At 71.6% G+C, this 14,639-nt stretch carries 12 protein-coding genes and 2 pseudogenes; 9 read left to right on the top strand and 5 right to left on the bottom strand.

The features are described 5' to 3' along the window. Window positions 1-47 precede the first annotated feature (47 nt). Together LCH29_RS22860 and LCH29_RS22855 are read right to left on the bottom strand one after the other, a co-directional pair. The gene (locus LCH29_RS22860; protein ID WP_446463598.1) at window positions 48-1,289 is read right to left on the bottom strand and encodes a caspase, EACC1-associated type; all 1,242 of its coding nucleotides are present in this window, start codon (window positions 1,287-1,289) and stop codon (window positions 48-50) included. Between the two features lie 2 nt (window positions 1,290-1,291). Then, complete coding sequence (locus tag LCH29_RS22855) at window positions 1,292-1,669, bottom strand: effector-associated constant component EACC1 (protein WP_446463597.1); 378 nt, start codon at window positions 1,667-1,669, stop codon at window positions 1,292-1,294. A 290-nt stretch (window positions 1,670-1,959) separates the two neighbouring features. Here LCH29_RS22855 and helR point away from each other — a divergent pair, with 290 nt between their 5' ends. Beyond that, window positions 1,960-4,119, top strand: a complete 2,160-nt coding sequence (gene helR / locus LCH29_RS22850) for an RNA polymerase recycling motor ATPase HelR (RefSeq protein WP_446463596.1) — start codon at window positions 1,960-1,962, stop codon at window positions 4,117-4,119. Here helR and LCH29_RS22845 read toward each other — a convergent pair. After that, the gene (locus tag LCH29_RS22845; RefSeq protein ID WP_446463595.1) at window positions 4,116-4,883 is read right to left on the bottom strand and encodes an AraC family transcriptional regulator; all 768 of its coding nucleotides are present in this window, start codon (window positions 4,881-4,883) and stop codon (window positions 4,116-4,118) included. The two genes, helR and LCH29_RS22845, sit on opposite strands and share 4 nt — an antisense overlap. Before the next feature lie 54 nt (window positions 4,884-4,937). On the opposite strand from LCH29_RS22845, the gene LCH29_RS22840 reads away from it, so the two are divergent. The 4 genes and pseudogenes from LCH29_RS22840 to LCH29_RS22825 all read left to right on the top strand — a co-directional run. Next, window positions 4,938-6,179 (top strand): MFS transporter, encoded by a 1,242-nt coding sequence (locus tag LCH29_RS22840; RefSeq protein ID WP_446463594.1) that lies wholly within the window; start codon window positions 4,938-4,940, stop codon window positions 6,177-6,179. 92 nt (window positions 6,180-6,271) lie between these two features. Continuing rightward, window positions 6,272-7,663 (top strand): APC family permease, encoded by a 1,392-nt coding sequence (locus LCH29_RS22835; protein WP_446463593.1) that lies wholly within the window; start codon window positions 6,272-6,274, stop codon window positions 7,661-7,663. Continuing rightward, a complete protein-coding gene (locus tag LCH29_RS22830) occupies window positions 7,660-7,800 on the top strand; it encodes a hypothetical protein (protein WP_446463592.1) in 141 nt (46 codons plus the stop codon). The genes LCH29_RS22835 and LCH29_RS22830 overlap by 4 nt, the downstream gene beginning before the upstream one ends. Continuing rightward, a pseudogene (locus LCH29_RS22825) lies at window positions 7,797-8,120 on the top strand (TetR/AcrR family transcriptional regulator); the annotation flags it as partial. The gene LCH29_RS22830 and the pseudogene LCH29_RS22825, both read left to right, overlap by 4 nt. On the opposite strand, the pseudogene LCH29_RS22820 reads toward LCH29_RS22825, so the two are convergent. Then, window positions 8,045-8,344: pseudogene (locus LCH29_RS22820) on the bottom strand (cytochrome P450); the annotation flags it as partial. The pseudogenes LCH29_RS22825 and LCH29_RS22820 sit on opposite strands and share 76 nt — an antisense overlap. A gap of 318 nt (window positions 8,345-8,662) precedes the next feature. On the opposite strand from LCH29_RS22820, the gene LCH29_RS22815 reads away from it, so the two are divergent. Next, entirely contained in the window at window positions 8,663-9,913 is a 1,251-nt protein-coding gene (locus LCH29_RS22815) for an extracellular catalytic domain type 1 short-chain-length polyhydroxyalkanoate depolymerase (protein ID WP_446463725.1), read from the top strand. 172 nt (window positions 9,914-10,085) lie between these two features. Then, window positions 10,086-10,874 carry a 2-keto-4-pentenoate hydratase gene (locus LCH29_RS22810; protein ID WP_446463591.1) on the top strand — a complete coding sequence of 263 codons (789 nt, stop codon included), beginning with the start codon at window positions 10,086-10,088 and terminating at the stop codon, window positions 10,872-10,874. Window positions 10,875-11,003: 129 nt separating this feature from the next. Here LCH29_RS22810 and LCH29_RS22805 read toward each other — a convergent pair whose 3' ends face one another. Continuing rightward, window positions 11,004-11,591: a tellurite resistance TerB family protein gene (locus LCH29_RS22805; RefSeq protein WP_446463590.1), complete on the bottom strand. Its 588-nt coding sequence runs from the start codon at window positions 11,589-11,591 to the stop codon at window positions 11,004-11,006. A 164-nt stretch (window positions 11,592-11,755) separates the two neighbouring features. On the opposite strand from LCH29_RS22805, the gene LCH29_RS22800 reads away from it, so the two are divergent. Together LCH29_RS22800 and LCH29_RS22795 are read left to right on the top strand one after the other, a co-directional pair. After that, complete coding sequence (locus LCH29_RS22800) at window positions 11,756-12,223, top strand: GNAT family N-acetyltransferase (protein ID WP_446463589.1); 468 nt, start codon at window positions 11,756-11,758, stop codon at window positions 12,221-12,223. A 106-nt stretch (window positions 12,224-12,329) separates the two neighbouring features. Further along, window positions 12,330-14,639, top strand: a 2,310-nt coding sequence (locus LCH29_RS22795; protein ID WP_446463588.1) for a type I polyketide synthase, incomplete at its 3' end; no start/stop codon positions are given.

Genomic DNA, 14,639 nt, shown 5'->3' with positions numbered 1-14,639 from the left:
GGCTGTTCTGCCCGCCGGTCCGTCGCTTTCCCGCGGCCCGCGGCCCTTCACCACGGTACGGGCGTCCCGTCCCAGGAGAAGAACCCACCGGTGGGACCGTCGTCCGGCACAAGGGCCAGCCGCACGGCTCCTCGGGCGGGCGTCGGCTTCGGCCGGTGCGGCGGACGACACCGAGATGCCCGCGTCGTGGACCAGGATGTCCAGGCGGCCCACCCGGGCCGCGGCCCCGGCGACGCTGTCGGCCGGTGCTCCGACCACGACCGCTCTGCCGGGTGGAACTTGTACCAGGCTGCGGGGAGCGCTCCCGCCAGTCCGTAACGGACGGTCCGGCGGAGGCCCGGTGAGGCACCGCGGGGGGCGGGCGACGGCAGGGGGGTCGGCGACCAGGCGGGTTGCGGCGGCACCTCGGGCAGCGGCCAGGGCGGGTCGGGTGCGGGGTCGTATGCGGATGGTGTGGGCGTCGGTTCGTACGGCGGCGGCGCGGGCTCGGGCGCGGGTGTCGGCAGCGGTTCGTGGTCGTACGGTGGCGGCGGCGGGCCGAAGCCGGGTGCTGCCCAGGCCACGTTGCGGGCCAGGGCCAGGCCGCCCGCCGTGTTGCGGTCGCGCTTCTGCGGCAGGGGCCGTCCCTTCGCCCGCAGCGCCGTGTACACCTGTGCGTAGACCGTGTCCAGGTCCAGCAGCTCCGGCCCGCCCGGTGCCCCGTCGCGCAAGAGCCGTAGCAGTTCACCGGTGAAGGCCGTGTGGGGCTCACCGGGCGGGGCGAGGGCGAAGCTGGTGTCGGGCACGGAGGCCAGCAGATAGGTGCCCTCGACTTCCACCTGGTCGATCACCGCGTCGGCGCCCGGCGCGCTCATGAAGCCGAGCACCCGTCCGCTGAAGCAGCAGTCGAGGAGCATCACTTGGCGGCCGGTCCGCCCGTCGAGCACGACGTCGCGCAGCGTGCCGTAGGGGAGCCCGGTGTAGGAGCGGTGCGGTATCGATCCGGTCAGCCCGAGGAAGAGTTCGCCGCGGCGCGGTTCCACGAGGCCGTGTCCGGCGAAGTACACCAGCAGGGTGTCGGTGGCTTCCTCGGCCGCGGTCCGCACGGCGTCGAGGACCTCGACCGCGGTGGCGGGATCCTCGATCACCGTGCAGTGCTCGGGCGGCAGCCCCCACGAGTGCGGGGCGCGTAAGGCCGCGGCCAGCGCGCTCAGGTTGTTCGCCACCGCCGGGATCTGCTCCAGATGGGCATACCGGCTGGCGCCGATGAGCACGGCGCGGGTGGCGGCCGGGTCGGGCAGGACGGCCACGGCTACCGCCCTTCCCCGGCGTCTTCTCCCTCTGGTGCGGGTCCGGTCGGGGACTCCAGCGCATCGATCAGACGCCGCAACTCCTCGTCGTCGCCGCCGTCGAGGGAGACCGTGAGGTCACCGCGGCGCACGGTGATCCGGTGGGTATGCGGTCGCGTCTGCCGCCAGGTGGACAGCGCCAGCGCGAAGGAGGCCGCGCTCCAGGCGTTGTCGGTGACCAACTGCAAGACATCGGTGAGCAGGCCCATCTGGCCCGGCGACGGCGGGGCTTGGACCAGTTCCACCCGGGCGCCGCGGCGCATGGCCGGGTCCCGCCCCAGCCAGTCGTGGAGCGATCGCAGCTCCTCCTCGCCGCCGCTCACCGTTACGTCGATCCGCACCAAGCCCCCCTTGTGACGACAGACTTCTCAATTCTGTCGTACTCGGGTCGTCTGCGTAGGACGAACGCGGGACAGGATGAACGCGGGGAAGGATCAACGATCAGACGGCGCCGGGGGCGGCTGCGGGATGTTCCGGGCAGCCGGGGCATCACCCACTCCTCGCCACTCTCAACGTATAGCGCACCGGGGGCCTTGCGGCAAGGCCCCCATTGTGCCGCAGAATTTCCGGCCGAAGCCAGGACCTGCGGAAACGGAGTCGCGACGTGCGTGTGTTGTTGTCGGAGCACGGGGTGAGCGAGCCCACCGGCGCGTTCGATCTTCCCGACCGCCTCTCGCCCAAGGCCGACCCGGCGCTGATCGCCGGGGACGAGCGGCACTTCGCGGCCATCGCGGAGTGCCTCGAACAGTCGATCGCCGAGCTGTCCGACAGCCTCGAAGCCGCGCGCAAGGCGCCCGGTGGCGTCGGCAGGCAGGCGATGGACCGGGACACCGAGATCCACCGGCTGACCGCCCGCCTGCGCGCGCTGCGCCGCTTCGGCCTGGACCTGTGCCTCGGGCACATGGTCGGCGAGGACGGCGCCGAGCCCGTGTACGTCGGACGGCTCGGCCTCAAGGACAGCACGGGCCGTCAGCTGCTGCTGGACTGGCGTTCCCCCGCGGCCGAGCCGTTCTTCGGGGCCACCCACGCCAACCCGATGGGGCTGGCGAGCCGCCGCAGATACCGCTGGACCCTCGGCCGCATCAGCGACTACTGGGACGAGGTGTTCACCTCGGACGGATTCGCCGGACACGCCGCGCTGGACGACCAGTCCGCCTTCATCGCCAGTCTGGGCAGCAACCGGTCGCCACGGATGCGCGACGTGCTCGGCACCATCCAGGCCGACCAGGACGCCATCATCCGGGCGGGCTCCCGGGGCGCCCTCGTCGTGGACGGCGGTCCGGGCACGGGGAAGACCGTCGTCGCCCTGCACCGCTCCGCCTACCTCCTCTACTCCGACCCGCGCCTCGCACACCGCCGCGGCGGTGTGCTGTTCGTCGGCCCGCACCAGCCCTATCTGGCCTACGTCGCCGACGTCCTGCCCAGCCTCGGGGAGGAGGGCGTGCAGACCTGCACCCTGCGGGACCTCGTCGCCGAGGGGGCCGGAGCGGCGGTCGAGGCCGACCCGGAGGTGGCCCGCCTGAAGTCGTCCGCGGACATGGTGGCGGCGATCGAGAAGGCCGTCAGGTTCTACGAGGAGCCGCCCGCCGAGGGCATGACGGTCACGACCGAATGGGCCGACATCTGGCTGAGCGCCGACGACTGGGCGGAGGCGTTCGACGCACCGGAGCCGGGCACCCCGCACAACGAGGCGCGCGAGCAGATCTGGGCGGAGCTGGCCGCGATCCTGCTGGACAAGCTCGGCGAGCTCGACGACGAGATCTCGCCCGATGCCTTCCGGAGGTCGCTGCTGCACGACGAGGAGCTGGTCACCACGCTCAACCGCGCGTGGCCGCTGATCGACGCGGCCGACCTCGTGGGCGACCTGTGGTCCGTACCCGCCTACCTGCGGATGTGCGCCCCGTGGCTCGGCCCCGACGAGGCGCGGAAGCTGCGCCGCAAGGAGGCTCCCCAGGCCTGGACGGTGTCCGATCTGCCGCTGCTGGACGCGGCGCGGCAGCGGCTCGGCGACCCGGAGACGGCGCGGCGCACGCTCCGGCACCGGGCCGCCGTCGACGCCGAACGCCGCCGCATGGCCGACGTCATCGACAACGTCCTCGCGGCCGATGACGACGGGGAAGGCGCGGTGACGATGCTGCGCGGACGGGACCTCCAGGACAGCCTGATCGACGAGACCGCACTGCCCGGTGCCTCCCCGGACCCGCTCGCCGGTCCGTTCGCGCACATCGTCGTGGACGAGGCGCAGGAACTGACCGACGCGGAGTGGCAGATGCTGCTGCTGCGGTGCCCGTCCCGGAGCTTCACCATCGTCGGGGACCGCGCCCAGGCCAGGCACGGGTTCACGGAGTCGTGGCGGGAACGGCTGGAGCGGGTCGGGCTCGACCGGATCAACCTGGCCTCGCTGAGCATCAACTACCGGACGCCGGAAGAGATCATGGCGGAGGCCGAGCCGGTCATCCGGGCCGAACTCCCGGACGCCAACGTGCCGACCTCCATCCGCAGCGGCAACGTCCCCGTCGAACACGGCTCCGTCGCGGACCTGACCACGATCCTCGACACCTGGCTCGCCGCACACGACGAGGGGACCGCGTGCGTCATCAGTACCGGAGCCGACGCCTTCCGGGCGACGTCCCGCGTTAGCTCGTTGACCCCGGAGTTGTCGAAGGGGCTCGAATTCGACCTGGTCGTGCTCGTCGACCCGGAGGACTTCGGCGAGGGCATCGAGGGAGCGGTCGACCGCTATGTGGCGATGACCCGGGCGACGCGGCAGCTCGTCGTCCTCACCAGCTAGCCGGGCATCGGCTGGTGTGTTCCCGGTGTGTGTCCGAACGTACGGCGGAACACGTCGATGAACGTGCTGGCGGACGACCAGCCGCACCGGTGCGCCACGGTGGTCACCGGAAGGTTCTCGGCCAGCAGGATCAACGCGTGGTACAGGCGCAGTTGGGTGCGCCACTGCGGGAAGGTCATGCCGAGGTCGGCCTTGAAGTGGCGGGAGAGCGTACGGTCGCTGGCGCCGACCTCCCTGCCCAGCTCGGCCAGGGTGCGGCCGTCGGCCGGATCGTCGCGCAGGATCTCGCACACCGCGTTCAGCAGCGGGGCGGTGGGCGTGGGCAGGTGCAGCGGCTGCTGGGGTGAGGCCCGCAACTGGTCGAGCAGTACGGCCCGCAGCCGCCCGCGCTCGGGGCTGTCGTCGTGCGGGGTGCGGGTGTAGACGAGGATGAGTTCACGCAGGAGGGGGCCGACGGCCAGCACGGTCGGCTCGTCCAGGCCGAGCGGGTTGTCGCTCGCGTCCAGGCCGACCAGGTGGAGTTCGAGTTCGCCGTGGGCCTGGTGGGCGTGCACGGTGCCGGCCGGCACCCAGATGGCGCGTGTGCCGGGGGCGATCCAGGTGCCGGTGCCGGTCGTCACGGCCAGCACTCCGCGGCCCGCGTAGACGATCTGGTGGTCGTCGTGGCGGTGGGCGTCGATGGCGGCCCCGGGCGCCAGCCACTGGGTGCGGGTCGGCGCCACCGGCTCATGGCGGGCCACCGGCTCCTGGCGGACTTTCGGCATGGGTTGGCAGTTTATCGGAAGCCCGACAGGGTGTCCGGTGACGACGATGGCGAGGTGACCAGGAAGAAATCCATCGTCATGCTGTCGGTCGGCCACGCCTGCGTGGACGTCTACCAAGGCGCCGTCGCGTCGCTCGTCCCGTTCTTCGTGGCCGAGCGCGCGTACAGCTACGCCGCGGTCTCGGGCATCGTGCTCGCCGCGTCGCTGCTGTCCTCGGTGGCCCAGCCGGTGTTCGGCGCGCTCACCGACCGCTGGCCGATGCCGTGGCTGCTGCCGGTGAGCACGGTCCTCGGCGGGCTGGGGATCGCCCTGAGCGGGGTGAGTGGTTCGTACACCTGGACGCTGGCGTTCGTGGCCGTGTCCGGTATCGGGGTCGCCGCCTACCACCCCGAGTCCGCGCGCGTCGCGCGGCGCGTGAGCGAGGGCAGCCACAGCGCGATGGCGTGGTTCTCCCTCGGCGGCAACCTCGGCTTCGCCACCGCGCCGCTCATGGTCGGCGCCGTCGTCGCCACCGGCGGTCTGCGCCTGACGCCGCTGCTCGTGGTACCGGCGCTCGTCGGCAGCGTGCTGTGCCTGCCCGTCCTGCGCGCACTGGGCGGGCCGGTGCGCGGCGACTCCGGTGCGGCGGCGGCGACGGGATCCGATGACGTCGCCTCGTTCGTGAAGCTGTCGCTGGCCGTGGTCTGCCGGTCCATCGTCTTCACCGGACTGAGCACGTTCATCTCGCTGTACGCGCAAGCGCGCCCGGGTGGCAGCACGGCGGCGGGCACGGCGGCGCTGTTCGTGCTCTACCTCGGCGGCGCGGTGGGCTCCGTGCTGGGCGGCCATCTGGCGGGCCGCTGGGACCGGGTCACCGTCGCCCGCTGGTCGTACCTCGTCACGGTCGCCGCCGTCGCGGGGATCGTGTGGGTGCCCGGCCCGGCGATCTACGTGTTCACGGCGCTGACCTCCGTCGGCCTGTACGTCCCCTTCTCCCTCCAGGTCACCCTCGGCCAGGACTATCTGCCCACCCGCACCGGCACCGCCGGCGGGATCACCCTCGGGCTCACCGTCAGCGTCGGCGGCCTGGTCACCCCGCTGATCGGCAGCGTGGCCCACGCGACCTCCCTGCGCACGGCCCTGACCCCGCTGATCCTGATGCCCGCCCTGAGCTGGCTGCTGTTCCGCACGCTGCCCGAACCCACCGCGCCGGGCGCCGCCGGCCGTCGCCCGGAGCCTCGTACGGACGCTGGTCCGGACCCTCGCCCGGGCGGTCGTCGGGTACATGGCGCAGCACGTCGCCGGGCCGACAGCTGAGGGTGCGGCAGATCGCGTCGCCGAGGCATCATCTACCGGCCCGCCGGGAAGGAATCACCTTATTCAGCGCAGAACGCCCCAGGGGAGTCGTCGTGCCCGCAGCCAGAAGCGATGCCACCGATGCGCCGGGGAGCGGGGAGGAGACCCCGCTGAAGCGGGCCATCGGCCCCGGACTGCTGGTCCTCTTCGTGATCGGCGACATCCTCGGCACCGGGATCTACGCCACCACCGGTCAGGTCGCGGGCAAGGTCGGCGGGGCGCTGTGGCTGCCGTTCGTCATCGGGTTCGTCGTGGCCATCCTGACGGCGGCCTCGTACGTCGAACTGGTCGGCAAGTATCCGCAGGCGGCCGGTGCCGCGCTGTACACGCAGAAGGCGTTCAAGGTGCCGTTCGTGACGTTCATCGTCGCCTTCATGGTCATGTGCTCGGGTCTGTCCTCGGCGAGCGCGGCGGCCCGGGCCTTCAGCGGCGACTACCTCGCCGAGTTCACGGACGCCCTCCCGCCCACCTTCGTCGCGATCCTGTTCATCCTCGCCCTGGCCTCCCTCAACCTGCGGGGTGTGTCGGAGTCGGTGAAGACCAACGTGGTGCTCACGCTCGTCGAGCTGACCGGCCTGCTCATCATCCTGGTGACCGGCGCCTGGGCGGTCCTGTCCGGGGAGGGCGATCCGTCGCGGCTCGGCGAGTTCCGGGCGGAGGGCAGCGGTTACGCACTGCTCACCAGCGTGCTGGGGGCGACCGCTCTCGGCTTCTTCGCCTTCGTCGGCTTCGAGGACTCCGTCAACATGGCCGAGGAGACCAAGGACCCCCGGCGCACCTTCCCGCGCGCCATCTTCACCGGCGTCGCCGTCACCGGCACCCTCTACGTCCTCGTCGCCCTGGTGTCCTCCCTGCTCGTGGACTACCGGGTGCTGGAGGAGTCGAGCGGCCCCCTGCTGGAGGTCGTCGAGGTCGGCGGGCTCGACTTCCCGCCCAAGCTGTTCGCGCTGATCGCCCTGTTCGCGGTCACCAACTCGGCCCTGATCAACATCATGATGGCGTCCCGCCTCTGCTACGGCATGGCGAACGAGCGCATCCTGCCGCGCGCCATGGGCCGCGTGCTCGCCGGGCGCCGCACCCCGGTCGTCGGGATCGTGTTCGTCTCCCTCCTCGCCATCGGACTGGTGTCCACCGGCGAGATCGCCGGGCTCGGCGACACCACGGCGTTCCTGCTGCTGTGCGTGTTCGTCATCGTCAACGTCGCCGTGCTCGTGCTGCGCCGCGACCGCGTCGAACACCGGCACTTCCGCACCCCGACCCCGCTGCCGGTGCTGGGCGCGATCACGGCCCTGGTGCTGGCCAGTCCGCTGGCGGACCGGCCCGCCCACGTGTACATCAGGGCGGGGGTGCTGCTGGCCGTCGGCATCGGGCTGTGGGTGCTCAACAAGGTGGTGATGACGGTTCGCGGCGAGGCGGGAACCGGTGAAGTACGGTCTGCGGAGTGACGAACCAGCGAAAGCCACGGGGCCCGTACCGCAAGAGCGCGGAGCGGCGGGAGCAGATCCTCCAGGCCGCCTACGAGGCCATCGACGAGCACGGGGAACGAGCCTCCCTCCAGGACATCGCCGACCGGTCGGGGTGACCCAGCCCGCGCTGGCGTACTACTTCCCGACGCGCGACGACCTGCTCCTCGCGGTCCTGGAGCGGCGCGACGTCCTGGGCAAGGCGTTCGCCCGTGCCGCCGGAGACGGCGAAACCGTGATCGACAGCATCGTGGCGGGCACGCGCCTGATCACCGATCACCCCGGGGTGGCCAAGCTGGGCGTCGCGCTCTCGGCGGCGGCCACCGACCCGGAGAGCCCCGTGCACCGCCACTTCGCCGAGCGCTACCGCGGCCTCGCGGCCGAGACCGCGCAGGACTTCGAGGAGGGGCAGCGGACCGGTGAGATCCGGGCCGACGCACCGGCCGACCACCTGGCCAGGGCGGTGCTGGCGGTGATGGACGGCCTGCGGTGGACGACCTGGGGCTCCAGCCGGGCCAGCGGCTGGCCCAGGCATTGGTGGACGCCGAAGCCGAACGCCATGTGGCGGCGGGCGTCGCGGTGGACGTCGAGCCGTTCGGGGTCGGGGAAGACGTCGTGGTCCCAGTTGCCGGTGGTGCCGGGGATGATGACGCCCTCCCCGGCGCCTGGTCCTGCGCACCGTCAAGCACATGGGGCGGCTGCTCGACGACGACGGCCGCTCCGTGGGCATCGTCCCGCTGCCCGGTGGTGTGCCACCAGCTGTGGGAGCGCTTCCATGACGGTTGTGTTCATGCCACGATGCTGCGCGGGCAGGCCGCGTACGGGGGCGCTCTTCGGCGGCATGTCCTGGTCACGATTGATCCGCAACCGCGATCAGGAAGGGATGAGGACGTGTCCCCATCGACCCGTACCACCCCGCGCAGGCCCCGGCGTTCGGTGCTCGTCGCCCTCGTCGGAGCGCTGGTCTCGTTACTCGCGGTCATGCTGCTGGGCGCGCCCGCGGCCTCGGCCCGTACGGCCTCCGGCGAGGCGCCTACCACCGCCGCGGTCAAGGCCCCCACCGCGGCCCTGACCGAGATCAAGAACTTCGGCACCAACCCCAGCAATCTTCAGATGTACCTGTACGTTCCGGACAACGTCGCCCCGAACCCGGCCGTGGTGGTGGTCGTGCACTACTGCACGGGATCCGGGCCCGCGATGTACTCCGGCACCGAGTTCGCCTCCCTGGCCGACCGGTACGGCTTCATCGCCGTGTACCCGTCCGTCACCCGCGCCAGCAAGTGTTTCGACGTCTCCTCACCGCAGGCGCTGCGCCGCGGCGGGGGAAGCGACCCGGTGGGCATCAAGTCCATGGTCGACTGGACGGTCCGTACCTATGGCGCCGACACCAGCAGGGTCTTCGCCACCGGTACCTCCTCCGGCGCGATGATGACCAACGTCCTGCTGGGGGACTACCCCGATGTGTTCGCGGCCGGGTCCGCGTTCGCGGGGGTGCCGTTCGCCTGCTTCGCCACCACCAACGGGTCGGAGTGGAACAGCGACTGCGCCAACGGCACCATCACCCGCACCCCGCAGCAGTGGGGCGATCTGGTCCGCGGCGCCTACCCGGGGTACAGCGGGCCCCGGCCGCGTATGCAGCTCTGGCACGGCACGCAGGACGACATCCTGCGCTACCCCAACTTCGGGGAGGAGATCAAGCAGTGGACGAACGTGCAGGGAGTCGGTCAGACCCCGGCGCGCACCGACTCCCCCCAGTCCGGCTGGACCCGCACCCGGTACGGCTCCACCGGTGACCGGGCCCCCGTCGAGGCCATCAGCCTCCAGGGCGTCGGCCACAACCTGGTCACCGGCGGCATGGCCGCCCGGGTGATCACGTTCTTCGGCCTGGACGCCAACGGCCCCGCGCCGCAGCCCCAGCCGGGCGCCTGCCGGGTGTCGGCCACCACCAGCGCCTGGAGCACCGGGCTGACCGCCTCCGTGGCCGTCACCAACACCGGTACGACCACGCTGAACGGCTGGCAGCTGGGCTTCACCCTGCCCTCCGGCCAGACCATCACCGGCGGCTGGGGCGCCACGTACAGCCCCGCGAGCGGAGCCGTGACCGCCACCAACGCCGCCTACAACGCCACGCTCGCCCCGGGCGCGAGCGTCACCATCGGCTATCAGGCCAGCCACACCGGGACGACGGGCGCTCCGGGTGCCTTCACGCTCAACGGAAAGACCTGTACCTGACGTCCTCGGGGCGGGCGAGGGGGCGGGCCGCGGCCCCGGAACTGGCCCCCCGCGATGTCGTCCACCGTAAGATCACCGAGAGCTGCGACGCCGTCGACCCGGTGGCCGTGTTCGAGCCGCACGCGCGGCTCGTCCACGACGCGGTGAGCCGCCTGGCAACGAGGAGCACGGGATGACCCTGACCGACGCACAGCGCGAGGAAGCCGGACGGCTGCTGCGGGAGGCCGAGCGCACCGTGGCGGCGGTCGACCCGCTGTCGGAGCTGACGCCGGGCCTGGAATTGGCCGACGCCTACGCCGTCCAGCAGGACAACATCGCCCGGCGCCTGGCCGCCGGTGCCACGGTCGTCGGCCACAAGGTCGGGCTCACCGCGGTCGCGATGCAGCAGCTCCTCGGCGTGGACGAGCCGGACTTCGGCCATCTGCTGGACGACATGGTCCACCCCGACGGCGGTTCCGTACCCGCGGCGCGCTACTGCGCCCCGCGCATCGAACCGGAGATCTGCTTCCGGTTCGCCGAGCCGCTGCGCGGGCCCGGTGTCACCGTCGAGGACGTTCTCGCGGCCACCGAAGCGGTCGCCCCCGCCCTGGAGATCGTCGACAGCCGGATCCGCGACTGGAAGATCACCCTGGCAGATACGGTGGCCGACAACGCCAGCTCCGCCGGTCTGGTCCACGGCGCCTGGACACCCCTGGCCGAGGCGCCCGACCTGGCCGCCGTGGTGGCCGAGCTGGTGGTCGACGGCGAGCGGATCGCCTCGGGCAGCGGCAGCGAGGTGCTGGGCCACCCCGCGGCCGCGGTCGCCTGGCTGGCCAACACCCTCGCCGAGTTCGGCACCGCTCTGGAGCCCGGACACCTGGTGCTGCCCGGCACCATGACCGGCGCCCCGTTCGTCAGCGCCGGCCAGCGGATCGAGGCACGCTTCAGCGGCCTCGGGCCGGTGTCGGTGACCTTCACCTGAGGCCGCCGGGGCGACCGCCCGCTCTGGGATCGACGCCCGGAGCCTGCCGGCCGAGGTCGGACGTACGCCCCCACCCATGGGCGGGGGTGCGGGCCGCAGGCCCCGGGGAGCCCGGGGCCTGTGTGCGACTCAGATACCGAACTCGGTGGGCGGGATCCCGAGGGCGGCGCACGCCTCGTGGATGACCTGCTGCTCGGACGGCTCGATGTAACCGTCGGCCCCGGCGATGACGATGCCGGTCTGGATGACCGCGCGGGCCTCCGTCGGCTTCTTGGCCGCCTTGGCGATCTCCTGCATCACCTCGGTCTTGCCCAGCTGGAAGTTGGCCATGAGCCGGTCCAGGTTCTTGTTGAACCGCTGGCGCAGTTGGTCCGCCGGGAAGTTCTGGAGGACGTCGTTGGTGGTGATCAGCTCTTCGACGCGCTGCCGCTCCGCGGGCTCGACGCGCCCGTCCGCCGCGGCCACCAGCGCGCACATCGCCATCGAGGCATCGCGGTAGGCGCCGCTCTTCAGCTCGGTCTTCACCGACGCGAGCTGGGACTTGAGCAGCCCGACCAGCTGGGCCTTGGAGCCGCCGGAGGACGAGCCGGACCCGTGGCCGCCGTGCTGTCCTTGCCCGAAGGATCCGTGCCCCTGCCCGGACCCGCCCCTTCCTCGGCCGCTCTGGGCCTGCTGGAGGTTCTTGGCCTGGTCCTTGAGCCGGTCCCACATTGCCATTGGTGCCACCTCGGCTTCTTGTTGCTGCTTGTCCGGTTCTGCTCGTCGGTCGCGTTGCTCAGCGCTCTGTTCAAGGTGAACGCTCCCGACGGTGACCGGGTTCCCGAAAAGCAAAGCACACGTAAAAGGAGACGGATCACACGCCGGTCGGCGACGCTGGCCGCATGAGTGGAGCTATCTCGTACGCATGGCGTGACCCCATCGCCGACGAGGAGATGGTCGACCTCGTCCGCTCTCACGGCGGCAAGGCCGTCGCCGGTTGGTGGCGCAGGGTCAAGGAACACAGTCTCGGCTGGGTGGGGGCCCGCGACGGCGAGGGAACCCTGGTCGGCTTCGTGAACGTGGCGTGGGACGGCGGCGCCCATGCCTTCTTGATCGACACGAAGACCCGCGGCTCGCACCAGCACCGCGGAATCGGAACGGCCGTCGTCCGTCTGGCGGCGACCCATGCGCGCGCCGCGGGCTGCGAGTGGCTGCACGTCGACTTCGAGCCCGGGTTGCGGGGCTTCTACGTCGACGCCTGTGGCTTCCGCCCCACGGACGCGGGACTGATCCATCTGCCACCCCCGGCAGCCGAACGGGGTCCGGAACAGGCGTCGGCGCGGCGGCGGGCGGCGGGCGGAGAGGCGTGACGAGGTTAGGGGCGATCAGGGGTTGGGGGGTCTTTTCACCCTGCGTAGCGTTCCCGGCAAGCGCGCGTCGCAGTGTCGGGCGCCTTTTCGACCCGGGGTGGCTGTGGTGGGCAACCAGGAGAAGCTTCTTGACTACCTCAAGCGCGCGACCACGGATCTGCGCGCTGCCCGCAAACGCATCGCGGAGATCGAACACCGCGACCGGGAGCCGATCGCCATCGTCGGGATGGCGTGCCGCTATCCGGGCGGGGTGGACTCGCCCGAGGGGCTGTGGCGGCTGGTGGACGAGGGCGTGGACGCGATCTCGGAGTTTCCGTCCGACCGCGGCTGGGGCGTCGAGGACATCTACGATCCCGAACCCGGCAAGCCGGGGAAGACCGCCGCTCGCGAGGGCGGATTCCTCCATGACGCGGGCGAGTTCGACGCCCTGCTCTTCGGGATCAGCCCGCGCGAGGCGACCGAGACGGACCCCCAGCAGCGATTACTCCTCGAGGTGTCGTGGGAGGTGCTGGAGCGCGCCGGGATCGATCCGCTGTCGCTGAAGGGCAGCCCGACGGGCGTGTTCGCCGGGGTCATGTACCACGACTACGCGCGGGGCAGCAACGGAGGCAGCATCGTCTCGGGCCGGGTCTCCTACACCCTCGGGCTCGAAGGCCCCGCGGTGACCGTGGACACGGCGTGCTCGTCGTCGCTGGTGGCGATGCACATGGCGATGCAGTCGCTGCGCTCGGGAGAGTGCACGCTCGCCCTCGCGGGCGGCGTGACGGTGATGTCCACCCCCGAGATGTTCATCTACTTCAGCGAGCAACGCGGCCTGGCGACGGACGGCCGCTGCAAGTCGTTCGGCGCGGGCGCCCATGGCGTCGGCTGCTCCGAAGGCGCCGGGGTTCTCCTGCTGGAACGCCTGTCGGACGCCCGCCGCAACGGGCACCCGGTGCTGGCGGTGGTACGGGGGAGCGCGCTCAATCAGGACGGCGCCAGCAATGGCATGTCGGCCCCGAACGGCCCGTCACAGCGGCGCGTGATCCGCCAGGCGCTGGCGAACGCGGGGTTGTCGGCCGGTGAGGTGGATGCGGTCGAGGCGCATGGGACGGGGACGACGCTGGGCGATCCGATCGAGGCGCAGGCGCTGCTGGCGACGTACGGACAGGACCGCGCGGAGCCGCTGTGGCTGGGGTCGATCAAGTCGAACATGGGCCACACCCAGGCCGCTTCGGGCGTGGCCGGGATCATCAAAGTGGTGCAGGCGATGCGGCACGGTGTGCTGCCGAGGACACTGCATGCGGACGAGCCGACGCCGCAGGTGGACTGGTCGGCGGGCAACGTCCGGCTGCTGACCGAGCCGAGGGACTGGCCGCGTGGCGAGCGTCCGCGCCGCGCGGGCGTCTCCTCGTTCGGCATGAGCGGGACGAACGCCCATGTGATCGTCGAAGAGGCGCCACGGGTCGAGGACGAGCCCGAGGAACGCCGCGAGCTGCCCGTGGCCCCCATCGTCGTCTCGGCCGCAACCGCCGAGGCGCTTCAGGCCCAGATCGAGCGGATTCGCGCGTTCGCCGACGACCACGACCACCTTGATGTGGGCTTTTCGGCGGCGACGGGGCGTGCTGCGCTGGAGCATCGTGCGGTGCTGGTCGGGCCGGAGACGATCAGCGATGTGGAGGCGGGCGTCGGCGGCAAGGTGGCGTTCCTGTTCACCGGGCAGGGGAGTCAACGGCTCGGGATGGGGCGGGAGTTGTATGACACCTTCCCGGTCTTCGCGGCGGCGTTCGACGCGGTGTGTGAGGCGTCGGGGCCTGCGCTGAAGGAGGTGATGTGGGGCGACGATGAAGCGGCGTTGCAGCGTACGGAGTTCACCCAGCCCGCGATCTTCGCGCTGGAAGTGGCGCTGTATCGGCTCCTCGAATCCTGGGGTCTTCGTCCGGACTTCCTGGCCGGTCACTCCATCGGTGAGATGGCGGCGGCGCATGTGGCGGGTGTGCTGAGCCTGGAGGATGCGGCGCGGTTGGTGGTGGCGCGGGGGCGGTTGATGCAGGAGTTGCCGTCGGGTGGGGCGATGGTGGCGATCCAGGCCACGGAGGAGGAGGTCGCGCCGCTGCTGGACGGCGAGGTGGGGATCGCGGCGGTCAACGGCCCGTCGTCGGTGGTGGTGTCCGGTGCCGAGGATGCGGTGGAGTCGGTGGCCGGGCGGTTCGCGGACCGTAAGACGAGCCGTCTGTCGGTCTCGCATGCGTTCCATTCGCCGTTGATGGATCCGATGCTGGAGGACTTCCGGAAGGTGGCGGAGGCCGCCACCTACGGTCGGCCGACCATCCGTCTGACGAAGGACATGGCGTCGGCGGGGTACTGGGTGCGGCATGTGCGGGATGCGGTGCGGTTCGCCGACGACGTACGGGCGTTGCGGGACGAGGGTGTGACG

The organism is Streptomyces sp. BRA346 (assembly GCF_052851135.1).
Note: the sequence above shows the minus strand (reverse complement) of the source record. Positions and strands in the feature narration are given on the sequence as shown.